The organism is Bacteroides sp. Marseille-P8574, assembly GCF_902825465.1.
Classification (GTDB): domain Bacteria; phylum Bacteroidota; class Bacteroidia; order Bacteroidales; family Bacteroidaceae; genus Bacteroides; species Bacteroides uniformis.
In genome coordinates, this window is sequence record NZ_CADEBE010000001.1 from 1240297 (window position 1) to 1263116 (window position 22820).

A 22820-nucleotide genomic window follows, 5' to 3' on the forward strand; every position below is an offset into this window, starting at 1 on the left:
CTTTTCTTTGTTCAATTACAGTCAAAAACAAAAAACTGTAAATGGAACACAATTTAAGATGAAAAAAAGGGAAGTCTCACGACTTCCACAATTCTTCTAACCTTAAATCTAAATCTCTATGAAAAAAACGTAATGCAAAGATAATGGTTTATCCCACACAGCGTTATTAATAAACTCTATAAAGAAGCAGAGAATATTTAAGATTTACTAATAAGACGGTTACGAATGGCAAACTACAGACAAGAGCTCGGCATAAATAGGGTTAAGTTTCAATAGTTGCGGCACTCCTGTCATAAACATCTGCTTGCGGGCACGAGTAAGGGCAACATTCAATTTCCGGTCAATCCGAGTACCGTTTTCCTCCGTCATATTTGCCAGAAACTTCAACTGATAAGCCCGGTTCACACAGAAAGAGTAGATAATGACATCCCGTTCGCTACCTTGGAAGCGCTCCACGGTGTCTACCAATATATCCTCCAAAGGAGCAATACCCAAAGCGGCAATCTCTTTCTTAATCAAGGCTATCTGACTGCGATAAGGAGTGATGACACCTAAAGTGACAGCCGGGTTGAAACCGGAAACAGCCGCATACTGCCGATAGATAGCCGCTGCCAACCGTGCCACAATCCGCGCCTCCGAATGGTTCATCTTGGCCGACTGTGCCGGCGGTTCGACTGCGGAAGGCAGAAAAGCGACACGACGAGTGAGCAAGCCGGCAAACTCACAATCACACAATTCAGGAGCAAGGGTCAGCTCACCCTGCTGGTGCGGCAAGCCAACCGGCTCCAGCAGACCACCGTAAAAAGCACGATTAGGAAACAAAGCTACCTCGATATTCATGCGTCCCTGACGACAGAGCATGTCATAGGAGGGATGAGGGATAAGGGATGAAGGATGAGAGGTTGATGTCTGGCGATTGGCGCTCTCCCTGGAGAGGTTTCTATAAAGGCGTTCGAAAAGGGAATCTTTCAAATTATACAATCCGATGGCCTGCAAAGCTTCGTCACACACTTCCGACTGCTCGGACGATTGCAAGACCACTGCGGGCAGCTGCTTATGGTCACCTATCAAAATAAATTTGCCGATGGCATCCGCGCCTGCAGGATTACGGGTACAGAGTAATCCCAGCAGTTGTGGTTCCAAAATTTGAGTAGCCTCATCCACAATCGCTACATCAAAAGTCTTCAACCGGAAAAGCTCGGTCTTGGAAGAAAGCGTGGCAACCGTACCGACAAAAACACGGCAACGGGCAATGCGCTCTTGCACCTGCCGCCGAGTGGCACAAGGTTCCAGCACATTCTCAATCAGATACGGGCGGAATGACTCATCACAAGACAACTCACTGCCTAAACGGATAAAGTCTATTTCAGGCTCAATGGAGGTCAGCGCCTTACTGATTTCATCTACGGCACGATTGGTATACGAAAGCAGCAAAATCTGTTTCCCCTCCCGGTAAAAGGCTTCTACCATGCCCCGTAGCGCGCGGGAGGTCTTACCGGTACCCGGAGGACCGATTAAAAGGAAATAGTCGCGGGCAGCCTGCGCTTTCAGAGTAATCCGCGAAAAATCATCCGGAGCGGTCGCAATAGCGGCATCCAAAGAAGCATCGAATTCGGGAGGGCGCTGCCCCAACAACAAGTCACGTCGTCTTTGGGTGGCAGAAAGAAAAGCGGAAAGTCCCAGATACATGCTACGAAAGGAGGTGTCCATATAGTCGTGCTCTATGGCATAAAGGCTAGCAGCAGGCAATACACCCGCATTCTGCTGAGTGGCACGAAGACGGATGCAGACTTCGTCATCGGATATGCGCTCTATATTACCTTTGAATACCATCTTGTTGGTAACGTTGTCGGTATCCGTATTCCGTTCGTAAAGAACCACCGCATCACCCTGACGGAAATTGGGCAAACTCCCCCCTACTCCCGGCTCCGCGGAGTATTCCCTCCCCCTCCCTACCGGGGAGGGGGTACGGGGGGAGAGGCTTAAATACGGTTTATGCGCATCTGCCGCATGATTCTCGCAAATAGCCAAATCGTACAGAATTTCACCTGCCTCACATTTCTCAGCCAGTGTGGAAAGCCAGAGGGCGGCAGCGCCGGTACGTCCTTCATAATCCACATCTCCAGATTTGGAGGTATAGAGTTCCTTGGTTATAAAATTATAGAGCGTATAAAAATAGCTTTGTTCCAACGACGAAAGCGAACGGATGCGTTGCGCTACGGCATCGATGGAAGGGTAAAGGAAACGTTTCCACAAGGTATTGTCCAAACCGCGCTCGTTCAAGGTGTCCGGATGAATGTCTTTCAGGCGCTCTGCCGTATACTGCGGGCTGTTCCGTAACTGGATGCCATATTCATTGGCTACAATCCGGTTACGCACATCCATCACACGGCGCACCATTGCCCACGAAGGACGTGCCGGATAAAGCAACGGATAACGGGTATAGAGCAGGTAGGCCTTTACACGTCGATGGTCCATTCCCATAGAATACTCCAACACAGCCTGATAGAGCAACATCTGTACCTTATTGTTTTCTTTAGGCTCCACCTTACCACGGATGGAATACTCGTCCGCCTTACCGGACTTCATTTCAATGAACGAGGTCATATCCCGCTGCATGTAGTCCAGACGCCCTTGCAAACCCAATGCTTCACAGATGTAAGAGGGTTCCAGCACGGCATCAGTCCTATCGAGTTCATAGCCGGATGCACGGAATGTTTCTGTCACCGTCCGGCGGATATTGTCGAAATGGCGCTTGCAATCGGAAAAGAATTCGGCTTCCTTCTCCCGGTCGCGCAGGTCGGCACATGCTGCCAGCTCAATGGGATAAGAACGGAAGGCCTTCTTCATGCATGCCAAATAATCGAGTGCCTCCTTAGCATGAATCCACTCGTCCAGAAAGAGGTTGGCAATATTACCCAGCAGTAACGGACGGGTATTGTCCGGCGACTGGAGCCGTGCCAGGATATAGTTGGCAGGATGATGTCCGTAATCCTTAAAGCATTCGGCAAGCGAACTGATGTCTATCAAGTAATCGGGCTCAAGTATAATAAAGGAGGGAGTAAGTATGCCGGCTTCGTCCACCGTAACATCCAGCAGATTGACCTGGGCATGCCGCCACAGAATCCGGCAGGTTTCTGCAAACTCTTCATTAATCTGAGGTACATTGTAACGGACACGCAATGGTTCATCGGCCACAGTGTCTACGGGCAGTACATATAAGTAAGTATCATCGGCATACTGAAAACAGACGCGCATGCGCTTTATCTGCTCTTTGGCGGGCGGTGCCACTATATAGGTGGCATCCGCACGGGGCAGCAGGCGATAAAGCCCGGCAGGTATCTCCTTCCCCGTCAAGCGCTTGACAAAGAATGCCAGTGTCTTGGCATCACGCAACAACTGTTCACGTTGCGGTTCCGTCTGGCGGTTCAGAATAGCATTGGAGGTCAGCCGGAAGGTATGCAGACGGTTCTGTTCCACGGTGGAAAGTCCGGCCTTCGAAGCCACGAAACTGATACGTGCAGAAAGGTCCGTCATCTGCAAGCTTCCGTCGGGCATCTGTGTACGGCACAAACGCTCCAGCAATTCGCGCAATTGCCGATAGGCCACATCCAGGGAGCTTTCCTCAACGTGGCAGGCTTCCTGCAATATACTAAAATATTCTTTTACTTCACAATCCGTCATTCCTCTGTCTCCACTTCTTCCGCTTCATCATCAGTTTTTTTATCCTTTATCATCAGGATACTCAACTCATAGAGCAGATAAAGCGGCACCGCCACTACTGTCAAGGTAAACGGGTCACCGGTCGGAGTAATGATGGCCGAGGCAATAACAATGATGACAACAGCATGACGGCGGTATTTCCGCAAAAAGGTCTTGTGCACCAGTCCCAGCAGGGAAAGCAGCCATGTCACCAGCGGCAGTTCGAATGCCAGCCCCATGCAAAGCACCAGCATCATGAAATTGTCAATGTACGAGTTCAGGGAAATTTGATTCTCGATGGCTGCACTCAATTGATAAGTAGAAAGGAAACGCAAAGTCAGTGGATAGACCATAAAATACCCCAGCGACACACCGATGAAAAACATCACCGTACCTATACCCAGCGCTTTCCTCACCCCTTTACGCTCGTTTGGATAAAGGGCAGGGCTTACAAAGCGCCAGATTTCATAGAATATATAAGGAGCAGCCGTAACCACCGACATCCAGAAAGCGGTAGACATGTGGACAAAGAACGGTGCGGCAAGATTGATATTGATGAGTTTCACATGAAACTCTTGAGTAAAGAATTCATCCTTCAAATCCAATTTCTGCCCTATCCAACGGAGCAGGTCATAGAAAACAAAGTCGTTATGGCAAGGAGCCAGTATCACGTTGTCAAACAGATAAGGCATGGCAATAAAATAACCGATAGCCAATACAAACCACACACCAAGCACACGAAACAGTACCCGGCGCAACTCGTCCAAGTGATCCCAAAAGGTTAGCTCTTTTTCTGCCATAAACACCAATGCATTTACTATTTTACGATTTACTATTTGGGCTACGCAGTGGAATGAAAGATAACAAGTCTACCCATACTTCTGCAATTTGCAGAGTATCAAATAGTAAATCGTAAATAGTCAAATAGTAAATCCTTTTATTTCTTTTCAGCTGGTTTATCCAAATCTTCCTGAGCCTTGTTTATCTCTTCTTTGGCTTCATTCACACCATCCTTGAAGCTCTTCACTCCTTTGCCCAAACCACGCATCAATTCGGGAATTTTCTTACCGCCAAACAATAGTAAGATGACCAATGCAATAATTATCCATTCGGAGCCGCTGGGCAGAAAGCCTAATAAAAGTAAGTTTGTCATAGTTATATCTGATTAATTATAATGCAAAGATAGAAAAATTAAGGATTAGGGATTAAGGATTAAGGATTAATTTTATTGTAATCTCCATCCCCTAATCCCTGCCCCCTATCTTCAGTCTTGATAATAAACACGTTTTACCCGCGTAGAAACGCTTGTCAACACCTCATAAGGAATAGTTGCAAGCGCATCGGAAAGAACGGTTATAGGCAGATGATTACCAAAAATTTCCACACTGTCACCCTCCTTGCAATCGATGTCCGTTACATCAATCATACAGACATCCATGCAGATATTCCCTACATAGACAGCCCGTTGGCCGTTTACAAGACAATAGGCATGTCCGTTTCCAAGATGGCGATTCAGACCGTCGGCATAACCAATGGGAAGAGCCGCTATACGTGACGGACGGGTGAGATGCCCTTTCCGGCTATACCCAACCGTATCCTCTTCAGGAACATCACGTATTTGGAGGATGGTAGTCTTTAACGTGCTCACATTATTCATAATGGAATTGTCTATGGGATTGACACCATAAAGACCGATACCCAGACGCACCATATCGAATTGCGCCCCCGGGAAACGCTCGATACCTGCAGAATTGCAGATATGGCGAAGTATCTTATGCGGAAAAGCTCCCTGCAATTCCATGGACGCTTTTTCGAACATTTCTATCTGCCGGCGTGTAAAACTGTCGAATTGCTGCGAATCGCTCCCTACCAAATGTGAGAAGACGGAACGGGCAATCACGGCATTCTGTCCCTTCAGCCGTTCTATCAGCCGGGGCATATCCTCCGGAGCAAACCCCAGGCGGTGCATACCGGTATCCAGCTTTATGTGGATGGGGAAGTTTGTGATACCTTCCTTTTCCGCTTCTTTAATCAAAGCGTCCAGCAGATGGAAGCTATATACTTCGGGCTCCAGCTTGTAATCGAACATGGTCTTGAAAGCAGTCATCTCAGGATTCATGATAATGATGTTCGCTGTGATACCCGCTTTGCGGAGTTCGGAGCCTTCGTCGGCAACTGCCACAGCAAGATAATCGACATGATGTTCCTGCAAAGTCTTGGCTATCTCATAAGAACCTGCACCGTAAGCGGAGGCTTTCACCATGCAGACCATCTTTGTTTCCGGCTTCAACTTGCCACGATAATAGTTCAGATTGGCAATCATCGCTCCAAGATTAACCTCCAGGATAGTTTCGTGCACCTTCTTCTCCAATACTTCCGTCAAGGAGTCAAAACCGAACTTACGTGCACCCTTAATCAGAATAATTTCGTTTTCAAGGCGCAGTTCCCCACGCTGGATAGTGCGTATCAAAGCTGCCGTATCCGGATAAAAGGTCTTCTCTATATTAAAGCGTGCAGCGCAGGAAGAGATTTCATTTCCTACACCTATGATGCGTTCAATGCCGCGGCTGTTTACCAGCTGTGCCACTTGTCGGTAAAGTGTCGGCGTATTCTGACCGGTCTCCAATATATCCGAAAGAATCAAGGTCCGCCTCAATCCCTTACTTTGCGAACGGCGGTAAAGAAAATCGAGTGCAATATCCAATGAGCCAAGGTCAGAATTATAACTGTCGTTAATCAACAGACAGTTGTTTTTTCCCTCCTTGACTTCCAAACGCATGGCGATGGGTTCCAGCTTTGCCATACGTTCCGTAATCCGTTCGGCAGGAAGCATCAGATAGAGGCATGCGGCCAGACAGTTCAGCGAGTTCTCGATGGAAGCATCATCTATGAACGGCAAGGTAAACGTATTGTCCATATCCAGATAACGATAGGAAATGACAGTACAGTCATCCTGTTTCTCCACTTTACTTATATATAAAGGACGTTCCATATCCTTCCGGCTCCACGCAATCTCACGTGCAGAAAGCATGGACTTCGCCACACAGTTGCTGACGAACTCATCGTCACCATTATAAATCACTACATCACAATTCTTGAAAAGCATCAACTTCTCCATACACTTCTCCTGTAACGAGAAGAAATTTTCCTGGTGAGCCCCTCCTATATTGGTCAGGATGCCTATGGTAGGCTTAATGATGTTCTGCAAAGCGCGCATTTCCCCCGGTTCGGAAATACCGGCTTCAAAAATAGCAAGTTCAGACTGTTCGTTCATCTGCCACACAGACAAAGGTACTCCAATCTGGGAGTTATAACTACGGGGAGAACGGATAATGGCACGTTCCGGACTGAGCAACTGGTGCAGCCATTCCTTCACAACTGTCTTTCCGTTGCTTCCCGTAATACCGATGACTGGTATCTGGAACCGGTTCCTATGCTGTTCTGCCAGTTTTTGCAGGGCTTTCAGCGGATTGGAAACAATAAGGTAGTTGACAGTGGAAGATTGAAAATGGATAGCGGGTTGCTGCGCATCATTATCAATTTTCAATTCTCCATGCTCAATTAATCTAAAGCTTTCTTCGCTAAGCACAAAATTACGTACTCCACGGGCATATAAATCTGCGATATAGCGCGCACCGTCATTTCTCTTGGTGGTCAAGGCAAAGAATAATGTTTCCTCAGGAAAATTCAGGGAACGGCTGTCTGTGAGCAGCCAGTCTATGGTAGCCGGCACGTTTCCCACACGCCGTGCGCCAATACTTTCGGTTATGCTTTCAATCGAATACGACATATTTCTCTCTCTTTTTGGAAATCTAAGTACGGGTATTTTCCGTTAAGTTGGTCTATTTTTAACACAATTTGTCCTAAAAAACGCTTATACTCTTCTGAAGCAGGATAAAATGGCTTATGCGACAACATCTTACGGATATTTTCACTTTCTTCCATAATCCGTAACGCATCGGCAGAGATGCACGACCGAATAAACCTTTCCCAGATATAGCGAATGGCTATTTCAGAAGGATGCACCATGTCTTCTGCATAGAAGCGATAGTCACGAAGCTCGTCGAGCAACAGCTCGTATGCCGGAAAATAGAAAACATGTTTTGGGAAAGTGGCTTGCAACTGATTCACGGCAAGCAGCAAGGTAGCTTTACTGAGCTGGTTGGCATGCATTCCGTCACGCACGTGGCGGATGGGGCTGACGGTAAACAATATTTTCAGCCGGGGAATCCGCGCCAGCAAACCGGAAAGCAAAGAGGTGTAGTCAGACACTATTTCACTGACGGAAAGCATGTGACGAGTAAAGCAAGACTCAGGTTGCTTATGGCAGTTGGCAACTATAGTTCCCGTCTTTTTATTTTCATATACCCAAGCAGAGCCGAAAGTCAGTAGCAGACAATCCAACCGATCCAATCTTTCATGGGCGCTTTTCAAACGTCCGTTAATACCTGCCAATGTTTCCTCTGCAGAGACTGAGGAGAAGCTACCATGATGCATGGCACTGTGCCAAAGTCCATGAAAGAGGAAAATGTCGTTTTCATTGTAGCATTTGCCCGCAATGATTTCACGCAATGCCACAGAAATGGAAAAAGGATTATAAAGCACACCATAAGGATTGACGTCACAACAGAACTTGGCATCCGCCAGCCTTTGTCCCATCTCGGATGCAAAACAAGAACCCATCAGCAACAGATTATTCTCTTGCGAAAGAAGGGGCATACCGGAAACTACTTCTACAGGCGTATAAAGATTCATAAGCTCGGAATAAAAAAACATTCACATTCGGGAAAAAGGATGTACCAACCTACTTGCTACGCCACAAAGATAGTAAATTTCAATATATAACGGTCGAAACATAAAAAAGGCAGGTAATATAACCTTCCATTATATCACCTACCTTAAATACTATATATTCCATTAATACCAATTAACCGTAGGATCAGCCACCCAATTTGCAAAATCTGGATATTTATTATTAATAGCCTGACGCTCAGAAGTCCAGTCATATCTTGTCTCTACACGTATCTTCTGCGGAGCTTTGCCTACCTCCGCTTTCAGTGTATATACTTCAGCATTTTGACCTTCCACTTTGATATTTACGGCACCAGTACCGTTAACTCTATACATCACCGGAGCCTTAGTTGCTCCAGCACCCGTATTTATCATTGTAGTACTAGAAACACTAAAGATCTCATGAACTTCACGACTATCACCGCCTACCTCAATATACAAAGGCAAAGTACCACCCGCAGCCTGCAGGGTAATGATAGTTGTTCCTCCATTGGTCGCTACATCAAACACGACATCGTTGAAATCAAAATCGTCACTGTCTCCAAGGTCTTCCGCTATGATTCTGTACGCATTTGTATATACGGCCGGAGAGATCTTTACAATCCAATCACTATAATACCCATCTGCAGCTACTTGTTGATTTGGGTTCTGGCCGGTAGCTTCAAAGTCAAATCCCACATAATAAGCACCCTCAATATATTGTATAGTATAATTATAGTGCATTTTACTATCCAGAGAAGCCCTATAGCCAAAAGAAGACGTCCCACTATTCTGCATTAGCATTATAGCTCCCTCAGCAGCATTAAAATTATTGATATGATCATCTGATGCCGCAACCAAAAAATCCATATCAGAGCGTGAGCCACTTACATGTTGAACAAAAAAGTCGGTCCAATCCACACCAATGGATTGTGGATTCTGATGTGTTTCAAACCATTTCGTAACCACTTCTTTTTCTATAGCCGTAACACTCCCCGGTACTTCCGCAAAATCTCTCCATTGATTGCTATTAGTGTTAGCAACACGCGTTGTCGGTGTTACCCCAAATCCCCAATCCTGATTAACTGCAATTTTTCCATACTTCCGCACGAAAGCCGATGCATACTGTGCCTCTTTCTTAGCCACCGCCTTTTCCGGGTCGAACAGATCGCTATCAGAACCGCAAGCGGAAAAAAACACTACGCTCACAATAGCCAAAATTCCAAAGTTAAACTTTTTCTTCATATCATTCATTGTTTATTCATTTAGCAATTCGTGGTTACGCCCCATTCCGGCACATATTACAACTAAGAATGCCATCATGTACAATTCATAATCGTATAACATATTGATAAATAGGACATATTCTACTTTGCAAATATAGATAATATTATATTAACAACAGTCCAAGCTCCTAAAAAAGTTGCAATAAATAGTTTGCAAAGTTGCATTTTTCAATAAGTGTTAAGTTTAAAGCATCTCTTATCATAGATGCACACATACGAGAGTACAAGTCAATCTTTGAAAGGATTAATATCTTTGCTTGCCAAAACTAAATCATTCCTATATGGAGAAAAAATCGTTCCACCATGGTGGAACGATTTTTCTACCATGATGGAACAATATTTTCTCCATGGAGGAACGATTTACCATCAGGCATCTTTTTCCTTAATTATAGGCAGAACAAGAAATGCAATTTATACAGAGAAAGTAAAAACAGAAGTGAACAAAAGAGGCTTTTTTTCCTTCTAAAACTTCCCGTCATCCGTTTTCTTTTGCTATTTTTGCATTTTGTAATCTTCAGATTAGAAATGAGAACAGAACCAACAACATATAACTTGCTTAGCACCATTACATTTCCCGAGGATTTACGCCAACTCAGCGTAGAAGAGCTTCCTGAAGTCTGTAAAGAATTGAGGCAAGACATTATAAAGGAGGTTTCGTGTAACCCCGGACATTTCGCAGCCAGTCTGGGCACGGTAGAGCTGACCGTTGCCTTGCACTACGTATTCAATACTCCGTACGACCGCATAGTCTGGGATGTAGGCCATCAGGCATACGGGCACAAGATACTGACCGGACGCCGTGAAGCATTCTCCACCAACCGTAAATTCAAGGGAGTTCGTCCTTTTCCCTCACCAGAGGAAAGCGATTATGACACATTCACCTGCGGACATGCATCAAATTCAATCTCCGCCGCCCTTGGCATGGCTGTTGCCGCTGCCGAAAAAGGCGAGAAGGACCGCCATGTAGTGGCCATCATCGGCGACGGAAGCATGAGCGGCGGCTTAGCTTTTGAAGGACTGAACAACGCTTCGTCCACCCCAAACAACCTTCTTATCATTCTCAACGACAATGATATGTCGATAGACAGAAGTGTAGGTGGCATGAAGCAGTATCTTTTCAACCTAACTACCAGCAACCGCTATAACCAGCTGCGCTTCAAAACTTCCAGACTGCTATTCAAAATGGGACTTTTGAACGAGGACCGCCGCAAAGCGCTGATTCGCTTTGCCAACAGTCTGAAATCAATGGCCGCCCAGCAGCAGAATATCTTTGAAGGGATGAACATCCGCTACTTCGGTCCTATCAATGGACACGATGTGAAAAACATAGCCCGTGTCCTGCGGGACATCAAAGATATGCAGGGACCGAAAATACTGCATCTGCACACTGTAAAAGGAAAAGGATTCGAACCTGCCGAGAAGAATCCCGATATCTGGCATGCACCGGGCAAGTTCGATCCGAAAACCGGAAAACGCCTCAAGGCAGATACCAGCAACCTGCCTCCGCTTTACCAGGACGTGTTTGGGGAAACACTGGTAGAACTGGCAAAGGAAAATCCGAGAATCGTCGGAGTAACCCCCGCCATGCCCACTGGCTGCTCTATGAACAAGCTGATGGACACCATGCCCGACCGTGCCTTCGATGTGGGTATTGCCGAAGGACATGCAGCCACTTTCTCGGGCGGTATGGCAAAAGAAGGAATGCAACCTTTCTGCAACATCTACTCCTCCTTCATGCAGCGGGCATACGATAATGTCATCCATGACATCGCCCTGCTCCGCCTCCCCGTCGTACTTTGTCTGGACCGCGCCGGACTGGTGGGAGAAGACGGACCGACCCACCACGGAGTTTTCGACCTGGCCTATTTCCGTCCGATTCCCAACCTGACCATATCTTCACCGATGGACGAACATGAATTGCGCCGCCTGATGTACACGGCACAATTGTCAGACAAAGGTCCGTTCGTCATCCGCTATCCCCGCGGACGCGGCGTATTACTGGACTGGAAATGTCCGCTGGAAGAAATCCCCGTAGGTAAAGGGCGTAAACTGAAGGAAGGTAAAGACCTGGCAGTCATCACCCTCGGTCCCATAGGCAACGTAGCCGCACGTGCCATAGAGCGCGCAGAGAAAGACAAAGGGATCTCCATAGCCCATTACGACCTGCGTTTTCTCAAACCGCTCGACGAAGCCTTGCTGCACGAGGTAGGACTCAACTTCCAGCATGTCGTCACCATAGAAGACGGTGTCAAAAAAGGAGGAATGGGCAGTGCCATACTGGAGTTCATGGCAGACAATGACTATATCCCCCATATCAGACGTATCGGTGTACCCGATGCCTTCATAGAGCACGGCACCATACAAGAGTTGCATCATCTTTGCGGAATGGACGAAGAAGGAATCTATAATCAATTGATAATTGATAGTTGAAAATTGACCGTTTAAGTATCTACCCCATATGTCAACTATTAATTATCAACTATCAACTAATTAAAAGTGAAAATAATTATTGCAGGTGCCGGCGCAGTAGGCACACACTTGGCTAAATTGCTGTCCCGCGAGAAGCAGGACATCATTCTGATGGACGACAACGAAGAAAAGTTGAGCACCCTAAACTCCAACTTTGACTTAATGACGGCTACGGCCTCCCCTACATCCATAAAAGGCTTGAAAGAAGTGGGAGTGAGAGAAGCCGACTTGTTCATAGCCGTCACCCCTGATGAAAGCCGGAACATGACCGCATGCATGCTGGCAAACAATCTGGGAGCACAGAAGACCGTAGCCCGCATTGACAACTACGAATACCTGCTGCCCAAAAACAAGGAATTTTTCCAGAAGCTGGGTGTCGATTCACTCATCTACCCGGAAATGCTTGCCGCCAAAGAGATCGTATCCTCCATCCGCATGAGCTGGGTACGCCAATGGTGGGAATTCTGCGGAGGCGCCTTGATACTGATAGGCACCAAAATACGCGAAAAAGCCGAGATACTGGACATCCCTCTCCACAAACTGGGCGGACCGGAGCTGCCCTATCACGTGGTAGCCATCAAACGGGGAAGCGAGACACTGATTCCCCGCGGTGACGATACCATCAAGCTACATGACATCGTATACTTTACCACCATCAGGAAATACGTCCCCTACATCCGCAAAATAGCTGGCAAGGAAGATTATGCTGATGTGCGCAACGTAATGATTATGGGTGGAAGCCGAATTGCCGTACGCACCGCCCAATACGTCCCGGACTACATGCAGGTGAAAATCGTGGACAACGACTTGAACCGCTGCAACCGTCTGACCGAGTTGCTTGACGACCGCACCATGATTATCAATGGCGACGGGCGGGATATGGACTTACTTGTGGAAGAGGGACTGAAAAACACGGAAGCCTTCGTTGCCTTGACCGGCAATTCGGAGACCAATATTCTAGCCTGCCTTGCCGCCAAACGCATGGGAGTCAGCAAAACCGTAGCAGAAGTGGAGAATATAGACTACATAGGCATGGCTGAAAGCCTTGACATCGGCACTGTCATCAACAAAAAGATGATTGCCGCCAGCCACATTTATCAGATGATGCTGGATGCGGACGTCAGCAATGTGAAATGCCTGACCTTTGCCAATGCCGATGTAGCGGAATTTACCGTTAAGGCCGGCTCAAAGATTACCAAACATCCGGTAAAAGACCTCGGCCTCCCGAAAGGAACCACCATCGGCGGACTTATCCGTCAGGGGGAAGGCGTCGTGGTTATGGGTAATACCTTGATACAACCGGGTGACCATGTGGTGGTATTCTGTCTAAACATGATGATTAAGAAAATCGAAAAATACTTTAACTAATAGAGAATGAGTCGTTGGTAAATGATTAACTTCAAGACAATCATACGGATTATCGGTATTCTGCTATTGCTGGAAACAGTCATGTTTCTGGTCTGTTCGAGCGTGTCTTTCTACTACAGAGAAAGCGATATGCTCGATTTCTGGAAAGCAGGAGGTATCACAGCAGGGATAGGCTTATTGCTGGCAGCTCTCGGTAAAGGAGGTGAACGGCAACTGACGCGCCGTGACGGATATGTACTGGTCAGCTTTGCCTGGGTGGCATTCTCTCTTTTCGGAATGCTGCCTTTCTATATAGGCGGATACATACCCGACATTGCCGATGCATTCTTCGAGACCATGTCCGGTTTCAGCAGTACGGGTGCCACTATTTTGGACGACATCGAGTCACTTCCTCATGGAATACTGTTCTGGCGCAGCATGACACAGTGGATTGGCGGCTTGGGAATCATCATGTTCACCATTGCAGTGCTTCCTATCTTCGGAGTCAGTGGTCTGCAGGTATTCGCAGCCGAAGCAAGCGGCCCCACACATGACAAGGTTCATCCGCGTATCGGTATCACCGCCAAGTGGATTTGGAGCATCTATACCGGCATAACCACTTTACTTGTCTGCCTGCTGATGCTTGGAGGCATGGACTGGTTCGACAGCATCTGCCATGCATTTGCCACTACCGGCACCGGTGGATTCTCTACCAAGCAGGCCAGCGTTGCCTACTATAATTCTCCTTATATAGAATATGTCATCTCCATCTTCATGTTTATCTCCGGTATCAACTTCACTTTAGTATTATTGTTCGTCAACCGGAAATTCAAGAAATTCATCAGCAACGCCGAGCTGAAATTCTATTTCAGCTCAGTCGTATTTTTCACTGCAGTCATAGCCATCGCGCTCTATTATACCAGTCCCATGGGGATGGAAGAATCCTTCCGCAAATCCTTGTTCCAGGTAATTTCCCTTCATACGTCCACCGGCTTTGCAACGGATGACTACATGCAATGGTCGCCCGTCCTATGGGGCCTGCTTACCATCATCATGCTGATGGGAGCGTGTGCAGGCAGTACCACCGGAGGCTTGAAATGCATACGTATGGTAATTCTTACCAAAGTATCACGGAACGAATTCAAACACATCCTACACCCCAATGCCATACTTCCGGTACGAATAAACAAGCAAGTCATATCTTCCTCCATTGTCTCCACCGTACTGGCTTTTTGCTTTATTTATATCACCATTATAGTTATCAGCACACTGCTTATGATGACTATGGGAGTCGGAGCTGAAGAGTCAATAGGCTGCGTTATTTCCAGCATCGGTAATATGGGACCCGGATTGGGTGAAACCGGACCTGCCTATTCGTGGAATGCCCTGCCCGATGCAGCTAAATGGCTATTATCCCTTTTAATGCTTCTGGGACGTCTTGAGTTATTCACCGTACTACTGCTTTTCACACCTGATTTCTGGAAACGAAATTGATTTAGGATAAAAAGTGTAAAAATAACCATTTTTGTTATGCGGGGATAGCAAAATGAGCAAGACTTATTATATCTTTGCGCCCTTGAAAGAGAGATTTGTGGTATGAAGCAATGCATCAAATACTGTTTAATCATTATCTTTGCAGCCCTATTGCACGACAGTGCAATAGGAGTTGCGGACATTTTGTGTGTTCCTGCCACCCGACAAGCAGAATGCTGTACGCTGTCACAAGCTCCTACCACCCAACAAGTAGTCCAGAAGTTCTACGACTTGTTTTCACCAAACTCCCTCTGCATAGAGCATGTGGATCATACGCAAGTACCAACCAATAAAAACGTACTCCTGCGCATGTACATCTACAAGATGCAGCAGTATGCTTATGCACCGGAATGCGACCGTTTGTTAAATCTGTCTCCTCATCCCGTACCCGACGCAAACTATTATGTGTTCGGACTAAGAAAGATTATCATTTAGAAGGCCTGCAAGCGCAAATGCTTGCCCCTTGACCTCGCCCCGGACAACATTCAGTTTTTTGTCCTCTGGTACGATGTATCTATTATTATATATCTAAAATCTTATCAGGTTTATGAACTTTACTTTGTTAGTGGTCGTCTTATTGACGGCAATCGCTTTCGTGGGTATCGTCATCGCGCTCTCCAATGCGATAGCACCCCGTTCGTACAATGCACAGAAGATGGAACCGTACGAGTGTGGCATCCCTACCCGCGGTAAATCGTGGATGCAATTCCGGGTAGGTTACTATCTGTTTGCCATCTTGTTCCTGATGTTCGAAGTGGAAACGGTATTTCTGTTCCCTTGGGCAGTCATCACCCGCGAACTTGGCGTGGCAGGACTTTTCAGTGTTTTATTTTTCCTGATTATATTGATTCTGGGTCTTGCTTATGCCTGGAGGAAAGGAGCTTTGGAATGGAAGTAACAAAGAAGCCGAAAATTAAATCTATCCCTTATGAGGAGTTTACAGACAACGAAACGTTGGAGAAACTGGTTCGGGAACTTAATGCCGGAGGCGCCAATGTTGCCCTTGGCGTACTGGACGATTTCGTCAATTGGGGACGCAGCAACTCACTGTGGCCTCTTACGTTTGCAACCAGCTGTTGCGGTATCGAATTCATGGCCCTCGGCGCAGCCCGCTATGATATGGCGCGCTTCGGGTTCGAAGTAGCCCGTGCCAGTCCGCGCCAGGCAGATATGATTATGGTTTGCGGGACAATAACCAACAAGATGGCTCCCGTTCTGAAACGTCTTTACGACCAGATGGCCGATCCAAAATATGTAGTAGCCGTAGGCGGCTGTGCCGTCAGCGGAGGCCCGTTCAAGAAATCCTATCATGTGGTGAACGGTGTGGACAAGATTCTGCCGGTGGATGTCTACATTCCCGGTTGCCCTCCGCGTCCGGAAGCATTCTACTACGGCATGATGCAATTGCAGCGTAAAGTGAAAATAGAAAAATACTTCGGTGGAGTAAACAGAAAAGAAGAAAACCACTAATCAGCACTTAAATATATGGAAATAAAATACATAGAGCCCTCAGCCCTGCACGACGAAATGCTGCGTCTGCGGAAAGAGAAACAGATGGACTTTCTGGAATGCCTCAGCGGTATGGATTGGGGAATACCCGACGAGAAAGACACACCGGACACTCCCCGCGGACTCGGTGTAGTCTATCTGTTGGAATCTACCGTTACCGGCGAACGGATAGCGGTACGTACCGCCACTCTAAACCGGGAACATCCCGAACTCCCTTCCGTCAGCGATATCTGGAAAGCTGCGGATTTCAACGAACGCGAAGTCTACGACTTTTACGGTATCGTTTTCATCGGTCACCCGGATATGCGCCGACTCTATCTGCGCAATGACTGGGTAGGCTATCCCATGCGTAAGGACAATGAACCGGAAAAAGATAATCCGTTACGTATGGACAACGAAGAAACGGTAGACACCACCATGGAGTTGGAGCTGAATCCCGACGGTAGCATCAAAAATAAGGAGATGCAACTTTTTGGTGATGAAGAATATGTGGTGAACATCGGTCCCCAACATCCGGCCACCCACGGCGTAATGCGCTTCCGTGTATCATTGGAGGGTGAAGTCATCGACAAGATTGATGCCAACTGCGGCTACATCCACCGGGGTATCGAGAAGATGTGCGAAAGCCTGACCTATCCGCAGACTTTGGCTCTGCCCGACCGTCTGGACTATCGGGGGGCACACCAGAGCCGCCATGCCTTGTGCATGTGTATCGAAAAGGCAATGGGCGTGGAAGTTAGTGAACGCGTGCAGTACATACGTACCATTATGGACGAGTTGCAGCGAATAGACTCTCATCTGCTGTTCTACTCTTGTCTTGCTATGGACTTGGGTGCATTAACGGCCTTCTTCTACGGTTTCCGCGACCGCGAAAAGATACTCGACATCTTTGAGGAAACTTGTGGCGGACGCCTCATCATGAACTACAACACCATCGGTGGCGTGCAGGCGGACATTGCTCCCGGCTTCGTAAAGAAAGTGAAGGAGTTCATCCCCTACCTCCGCGGTATCCTACACGAATATCACGACGTATTCACCGGAAACATCATTGCCCAGCAACGTCTGAAAGGTGTGGGTATACTCTCACGGGAAGATACCATCGCCTTTGGAGCTACCGGAGGCACCGGACGCGCCAGCGGATGGGCCTGCGACGTGCGTAAGCGTATGCCGTATGCCGTATATGACAAGGTGGACTTTAAAGAAGTCATCCGCACCGAAGGTGATTCATGGGCACGCTACCTTATCCGTATGGATGAAATTTTGGAGAGCCTGAAGATTATCGAGCAACTGATAGACAACATCCCGGAAGGAGCCTACCAGGAAAAGATGAAACCTATTATCCGCGTACCGGAAGGCACTTATTATGCAGCCGTAGAAGGTAGCCGCGGTGAATTCGGCGTCTTCCTCGAAAGCCACGGTGACAAAACGCCTTACCGCCTGCACTTCCGCAGTACGGGTTTGCCATTGGTATCGACCGTAAACACGATTTGCCGCGGAGCTAAAATCGCCGACCTTATTGCCATTGGCGGAACATTAGATTATGTAGTACCAGATATTGATAGATAAAAGAATTTACGATTTGACAATTCACAATTTACCATGCGGAATTACAGCGCAGCCAAATTGTAAATTGTACATTGTAAATCAAAAAGCGCCTCGTAAATTGTACATTGTAAATAGTAAATAGTAAATGAACAACGTGTTTGACTTTAGTATAGTAACCAACTGGATACACCAGATGCTGACTTCCCTGATGCCGGAAGGTCTGGCAATATTCCTCGAATGCGTGGTGATTGGCGTATGCATCATCTTGATGTATGCCGTGCTTGCCATCATCCTGATTTACATGGAGCGTAAAATATGCGCCTTCTTCCAATGCCGCCTCGGTCCGATGCGCGTGGGGAAATGGGGATTGCTCCAAGTGCCCTGCGACGTCATCAAGATGTTGACGAAGGAAATCATTGATTTGAAATTTTCTGACCGGTTCCTCTACAATCTGGCACCGTTCATGGTAATCATCGCTTCTTTCCTGACATTTGCCTGCCTGCCCATCAACAAGGGATTGGAGGTATTGGACTTCAATGTAGGAGTGTTCTTCCTGCTGGCTGCATCGAGTATCGGCGTAGTGGGTATCCTGCTGGCAGGCTGGAGCTCCAACAATAAATTCTCGCTGATTGGAGCCATGCGAAGCGGTGCGCAGATTATCAGCTACGAGTTGTCCTGCGGATTGAGCATACTGACAATGGTAGTGTTGATGGGAACCATGCAATTCTCCGAAATAGTAGAAGGACAAGCTGACGGCTGGTTCATCTTCAAGGGACATATCCCTGCATTGATAGCCTTCATCATCTACCTCATTGCCGGAAATGCGGAAACCAACCGTGGTCCCTTCGACTTGCCCGAAGCCGAAAGCGAGTTGACTGCCGGATACCATACGGAGTACAGCGGTATGGGCTTCGGATTCTTCTATCTGGCGGAATATTTGAATCTGTTTATCGTAGCCTCCGTGGCAGCCACCATCTTCCTGGGAGGCTGGATGCCGCTACACATCGTAGGTCTGGACGGCTTCAACGCAGTGATGGATTACATTCCGGGCTTTGTATGGTTCTTCGGAAAGGCCTTCTTCGTAGTCTTCCTGCTGATGTGGATAAAGTGGACTTTCCCCCGCCTGCGTATTGACCAGATTCTGAATCTGGAGTGGAAGTACCTGGTACCCATCTCTATGGTGAACTTGATTTTGATGGTATTAATTGTAGTATTTAAATTGCATTTCTAACCGGCGTAGCGCCGGAGCAAGATTTCCTTGCGGATAATTTTAATAAAGGCAAAAGTAATGAAAGAAAAGAACTCTTATATCGGCGGACTCATACACGGCGTCACTTCTCTGCTGACGGGTATGAAGACAACCATGACCGTATTCTGCCGACGAAAGACTACCGAACAATATCCGGAAAACCGCTCGACATTGAAACTCTCCGACCGTTTCCGTGGCACGCTGACCATGCCCCATAATGACAAAAATGAACATCGGTGCGTGGCTTGCGGCTTGTGCCAGATGGCTTGTCCCAACGACACCATCAAGGTGACCGGCGAGATGATTGAAACGGAAGACGGCAAGAAAAAGAAGATATTGGCTAAGTACGAGTACGACCTCGGTTCGTGCATGTTCTGCCAACTCTGTGTGAATGCCTGCCCTCACGATGCCATCACGTTCGACCAGGATTTTGAGCATGCTGTGTTCGACCGCACGAAACTGGTCATGACGCTGAACCGTCCGGGCAGCCATGTAGAAGAAAAAAAGAAACCCGCTGCTCCCAAAGAAGAGACAACAAAGTAATTCGTTAATAGTAACTTGTAATTAAACAACATGGAAATAACTCTTGAAACAGTAGTATTCTACTTCCTTGCGGCCTTTATCACCGTATTTTCCATCTTGACGGTAACGACCCACCGCATGGTGCGCTCGGCCACCTACCTGCTGTTCGTGCTTTTCGGTACGGCAGGCATCTACTTTCTGCTGGGTTACACCTTCCTCGGTTCCGTGCAGATTATGGTCTATGCCGGCGGTATCGTGGTACTCTACGTCTTCTCCATACTGCTTACCAGTGGCGAAGGCGATGTCATCGAGAAGTTAAAGCGTAGCAGATTCCTTGCCGGACTGGGTGCCACCGTGGGCGGTGCCATCATCGTAGTATTCATCACTTTAAAGCATAAGTTCATTGCCACTACCGACGTGGAGCCTTTGGAAGTCAACATCAAGACCATCGGTCACCACATGCTGAGCGGTGACAAGTATGGTTATCTGCTTCCCTTCGAAGCTGTCAGCATTTTATTATTGGCATGTATCGTAGGCGGATTATTAATAGCACGTAAAAGATAAGAATTATGATACACATGGAATATTATCTGATAGTTTCGGCTATCATGTTCTTCGCAGGCATCTATGGGTTCTTTACCCGCCGCAACACACTGGCGATACTTATCAGCATCGAGCTGATTCTGAATGCCACGGACATCAACTTTGCGGTGTTCAACCGTTTCTTATTCCCTGGAGGACTGGAAGGATATTTCTTCTCTTTATTCTCCATTGCCATCTCGGCGGCCGAAACGGCTGTAGCCATTGCCATCATGATCAACATCTACCGTAACATCCGCAGCATCCAGGTGAACAAACTGGATGAGATGAAATGGTAAGAGCCAAAATCGCCAAACGATGTTTCTTGAATAGTAATAATTGATAAACATAGTATATATGGAATATACAATATTAATCCTTCTGCTCCCTTTCCTCTCTTTCCTCGCCCTGGGACTTGGAGGTAAATGGATGTCGCACCGCATTGCCGGCCTTATCGGAACTGCAGTACTGGGCCTGGTCGCAGTGCTTTCCTATCTCACCGCAGGAATGTACTTCAGCGCTCCCCGCCTTGCTGACGGTACGTACGAGACGCTGATGTCCTATAACTTCAAATGGCTGCCCTTCACAGAAAGCCTCAGTATCGACATGGGCATTCTGCTTGACCCGATTTCGGTCATGATGCTCGTAGTCATCAGCACCGTTTCGCTGCTAGTACACATATACTCTTTCGGTTACATGAAGGGCGAACGCGGTTTCCAGCGCTACTACGCCTTCTTGTCGCTCTTCACCATGTCCATGCTCGGACTGGTAGTGGCTACGAATATCTTCCAGATGTATCTTTTCTGGGAGTTGGTGGGCGTGTCCTCCTATCTGCTGATTGGTTTCTACTATACGAAACCCGCAGCTATTGCTGCTTCGAAGAAAGCATTTATCGTTACCCGTTTTGCTGACCTAGGTTTCCTTATAGGTATCCTTGTCTATGGATATTATGCCGGCACATACACCTTCAGCCCCAATGAGATGGCGCTGGCAAAGGGCGGTGCGGCCATGATTCCGCTTGCCTTGGGACTGATGTTCATCGGTGGCGCCGGAAAGAGTGCCATGTTCCCGTTGCACATCTGGCTGCCCGATGCCATGGAAGGTCCTACGCCAGTCAGTGCACTGATTCATGCCGCCACGATGGTGGTTGCAGGGGTCTATCTGGTGGCACGCATGTTCCCGTTGTTCATAGAGTATGCTCCCAGCGTGCTGCACATCGTGGCATACGTAGGAGCTTTCACGGCATTCTATGCCGCCAGTGTGGCATGTGTGCAGAGTGATATCAAACGTGTACTGGCATTCTCCACCATCTCCCAAATCGGTTTCATGATGGTGGCGCTGGGTGTATGTACATCAGCCGACCCGCACGAAGGGGGACTGGGCTACATGGCAGGCATGTTCCACTTGTTCACACATGCCATGTTCAAGGCATTGCTGTTCCTCGGAGCGGGTAGCATCATCCATGCCGTACACAGTAACGAGATGTCTGCCATGGGCGGACTGCGGAAGTATATGCCCATTACGCATATCACGTTCCTCATCGCCTGCCTTGCCATTGCAGGTATCCCGCCGTTCTCCGGATTCTTCTCCAAAGATGAAATCCTGACGGCATGCTTCCAGTTCAGCCCCACTATGGGATGGATTATGACAGTGATTGCAGGTATGACAGCATTCTATATGTTCCGTCTTTATTATGGTATCTTTTGGGCTGGCTCAGAGCCGGGACAAAAGTCGGCAAGTGATGGGGGCGACAGCCACGTGCCTCACCCCCACGAGAGTCCACTGGCGATGACCCTGCCCCTGATGCTCCTGGCTGTTGTTACGATAGTTGCCGGTTTCATTCCTTTCGGACACTTCATCAGTTCCAACGGTGAAGCATATAGCATCCATCTTGATTGGAGTGTGGCAGGTACAAGTATCGTCGTAGCAGTGGTTGCCATAGCCATTGCCACCTACATCTATGCAGGTAGCCGGCAGCCCGTTGCCAACGCACTGGCACGCCGTTTCAAAGGCCTATGGACAGCAGCTTACCACCGCTTCTACCTGGATGAAGTTTACCAGTTCATCACCCACCGCATCATCTTCGGCTGCATCTGCCGCCCCATCGCCTGGTGGGACCGCCACGTGGTCGACGGCTTCTTCAACTTCCTTGCCTGGAGTGCCGAGGCTACCAGTGACGAGATACGCGGTCTGCAGAGCGGACGCATCCAGCAATATACATTTGTATTCCTGCTGGGCACGCTGGCATTGATACTGTTGCTATTGCTATAACCCGAGATCTTTCAATCGTAAATCGTAAATCGTTAAAT

Annotated in this window: 18 protein-coding genes; 12 read left to right on the forward strand and 6 right to left on the reverse strand. The window is 47.6% G+C overall.

Going from position 1 to position 22820, the window contains the following annotated elements:
• Window positions 1-219: 219 nt before the first annotated feature.
• The 6 genes from HUX74_RS05320 to HUX74_RS05345 all read right to left on the reverse strand — a co-directional run bounded on the left by HUX74_RS05320 (window position 220) and on the right by HUX74_RS05345 (window position 9717).
• Window positions 220-3684, reverse strand: coding sequence for a DEAD/DEAH box helicase (locus HUX74_RS05320; protein ID WP_174646328.1), 3465 nt, complete (start codon window positions 3682-3684; stop codon window positions 220-222).
• Window positions 3681-4502, reverse strand: coding sequence for a twin-arginine translocase subunit TatC (gene tatC / locus HUX74_RS05325; RefSeq protein ID WP_005823936.1), 822 nt, complete (start codon window positions 4500-4502; stop codon window positions 3681-3683). Before tatC ends, HUX74_RS05320 begins: the two co-directional genes overlap by 4 nt.
• A 137-nt stretch (window positions 4503-4639) precedes the next feature.
• Window positions 4640-4855, reverse strand: coding sequence for a twin-arginine translocase TatA/TatE family subunit (locus tag HUX74_RS05330; protein ID WP_005823939.1), 216 nt, complete (start codon window positions 4853-4855; stop codon window positions 4640-4642).
• Between the two features lie 111 nt (window positions 4856-4966).
• Window positions 4967-7492, reverse strand: coding sequence for a bifunctional UDP-N-acetylmuramoyl-tripeptide:D-alanyl-D-alanine ligase/alanine racemase (locus HUX74_RS05335; protein WP_117599332.1), 2526 nt, complete (start codon window positions 7490-7492; stop codon window positions 4967-4969).
• Entirely contained in the window at window positions 7468-8457 is a 990-nt protein-coding gene (locus tag HUX74_RS05340) for a GSCFA domain-containing protein (RefSeq protein ID WP_117599331.1), read from the reverse strand. Before HUX74_RS05340 ends, HUX74_RS05335 begins: the two co-directional genes overlap by 25 nt.
• Before the next feature lie 162 nt (window positions 8458-8619).
• Complete coding sequence (locus HUX74_RS05345) at window positions 8620-9717, reverse strand: hypothetical protein (protein WP_034525358.1); 1098 nt, start codon at window positions 9715-9717, stop codon at window positions 8620-8622.
• Window positions 9718-10283: 566 nt separating this feature from the next.
• Between HUX74_RS05345 and dxs the strand changes: the two genes are divergently transcribed.
• The 12 genes from dxs to nuoL all read left to right on the forward strand — a co-directional run bounded on the left by dxs (window position 10284) and on the right by nuoL (window position 22782).
• A complete protein-coding gene (dxs, locus tag HUX74_RS05350) occupies window positions 10284-12188 on the forward strand; it encodes a 1-deoxy-D-xylulose-5-phosphate synthase (RefSeq protein ID WP_034525360.1) in 1905 nt (634 codons plus the stop codon).
• A gap of 66 nt (window positions 12189-12254) precedes the next feature.
• Window positions 12255-13595: a Trk system potassium transporter TrkA gene (gene trkA / locus HUX74_RS05355; protein ID WP_005823949.1), complete on the forward strand. Its 1341-nt coding sequence runs from the start codon at window positions 12255-12257 to the stop codon at window positions 13593-13595.
• A gap of 21 nt (window positions 13596-13616) precedes the next feature.
• Window positions 13617-15068 carry a TrkH family potassium uptake protein gene (locus HUX74_RS05360; protein ID WP_117599329.1) on the forward strand — a complete coding sequence of 484 codons (1452 nt, stop codon included), beginning with the start codon at window positions 13617-13619 and terminating at the stop codon, window positions 15066-15068.
• Window positions 15069-15170: 102 nt separating this feature from the next.
• Window positions 15171-15542, forward strand: a complete 372-nt coding sequence (locus HUX74_RS05365) for a hypothetical protein (RefSeq protein ID WP_117599328.1) — start codon at window positions 15171-15173, stop codon at window positions 15540-15542.
• Window positions 15543-15654: 112 nt separating this feature from the next.
• A complete protein-coding gene (locus HUX74_RS05370; RefSeq protein ID WP_005823956.1) occupies window positions 15655-16005 on the forward strand; it encodes an NADH-quinone oxidoreductase subunit A in 351 nt (116 codons plus the stop codon).
• On the forward strand, window positions 15996-16577 hold the full coding sequence (locus HUX74_RS05375; protein WP_005823959.1) for an NADH-quinone oxidoreductase subunit B: 582 nt from the start codon (window positions 15996-15998) through the stop codon (window positions 16575-16577). Before HUX74_RS05370 ends, HUX74_RS05375 begins: the two co-directional genes overlap by 10 nt.
• Before the next feature lie 15 nt (window positions 16578-16592).
• Entirely contained in the window at window positions 16593-18182 is a 1590-nt protein-coding gene (locus HUX74_RS05380; RefSeq protein WP_174646329.1) for an NADH-quinone oxidoreductase subunit D, read from the forward strand.
• Between the two features lie 133 nt (window positions 18183-18315).
• Window positions 18316-19392: an NADH-quinone oxidoreductase subunit NuoH gene (gene nuoH, locus HUX74_RS05385; RefSeq protein WP_009037156.1), complete on the forward strand. Its 1077-nt coding sequence runs from the start codon at window positions 18316-18318 to the stop codon at window positions 19390-19392.
• A gap of 57 nt (window positions 19393-19449) precedes the next feature.
• The gene (locus tag HUX74_RS05390; protein ID WP_117599326.1) at window positions 19450-19953 is read left to right on the forward strand and encodes a 4Fe-4S binding protein; all 504 of its coding nucleotides are present in this window, start codon (window positions 19450-19452) and stop codon (window positions 19951-19953) included.
• 30 nt (window positions 19954-19983) lie between these two features.
• On the forward strand, window positions 19984-20496 hold the full coding sequence (locus HUX74_RS05395; RefSeq protein ID WP_005823970.1) for an NADH-quinone oxidoreductase subunit J: 513 nt from the start codon (window positions 19984-19986) through the stop codon (window positions 20494-20496).
• Between the two features lie 5 nt (window positions 20497-20501).
• The gene (nuoK, locus tag HUX74_RS05400) at window positions 20502-20810 is read left to right on the forward strand and encodes an NADH-quinone oxidoreductase subunit NuoK (RefSeq protein WP_005823972.1); all 309 of its coding nucleotides are present in this window, start codon (window positions 20502-20504) and stop codon (window positions 20808-20810) included.
• A 58-nt stretch (window positions 20811-20868) separates the two neighbouring features.
• On the forward strand, window positions 20869-22782 hold the full coding sequence (gene nuoL, locus HUX74_RS05405; RefSeq protein ID WP_174646330.1) for an NADH-quinone oxidoreductase subunit L: 1914 nt from the start codon (window positions 20869-20871) through the stop codon (window positions 22780-22782).
• Window positions 22783-22820: the final 38 nt, after the last annotated feature.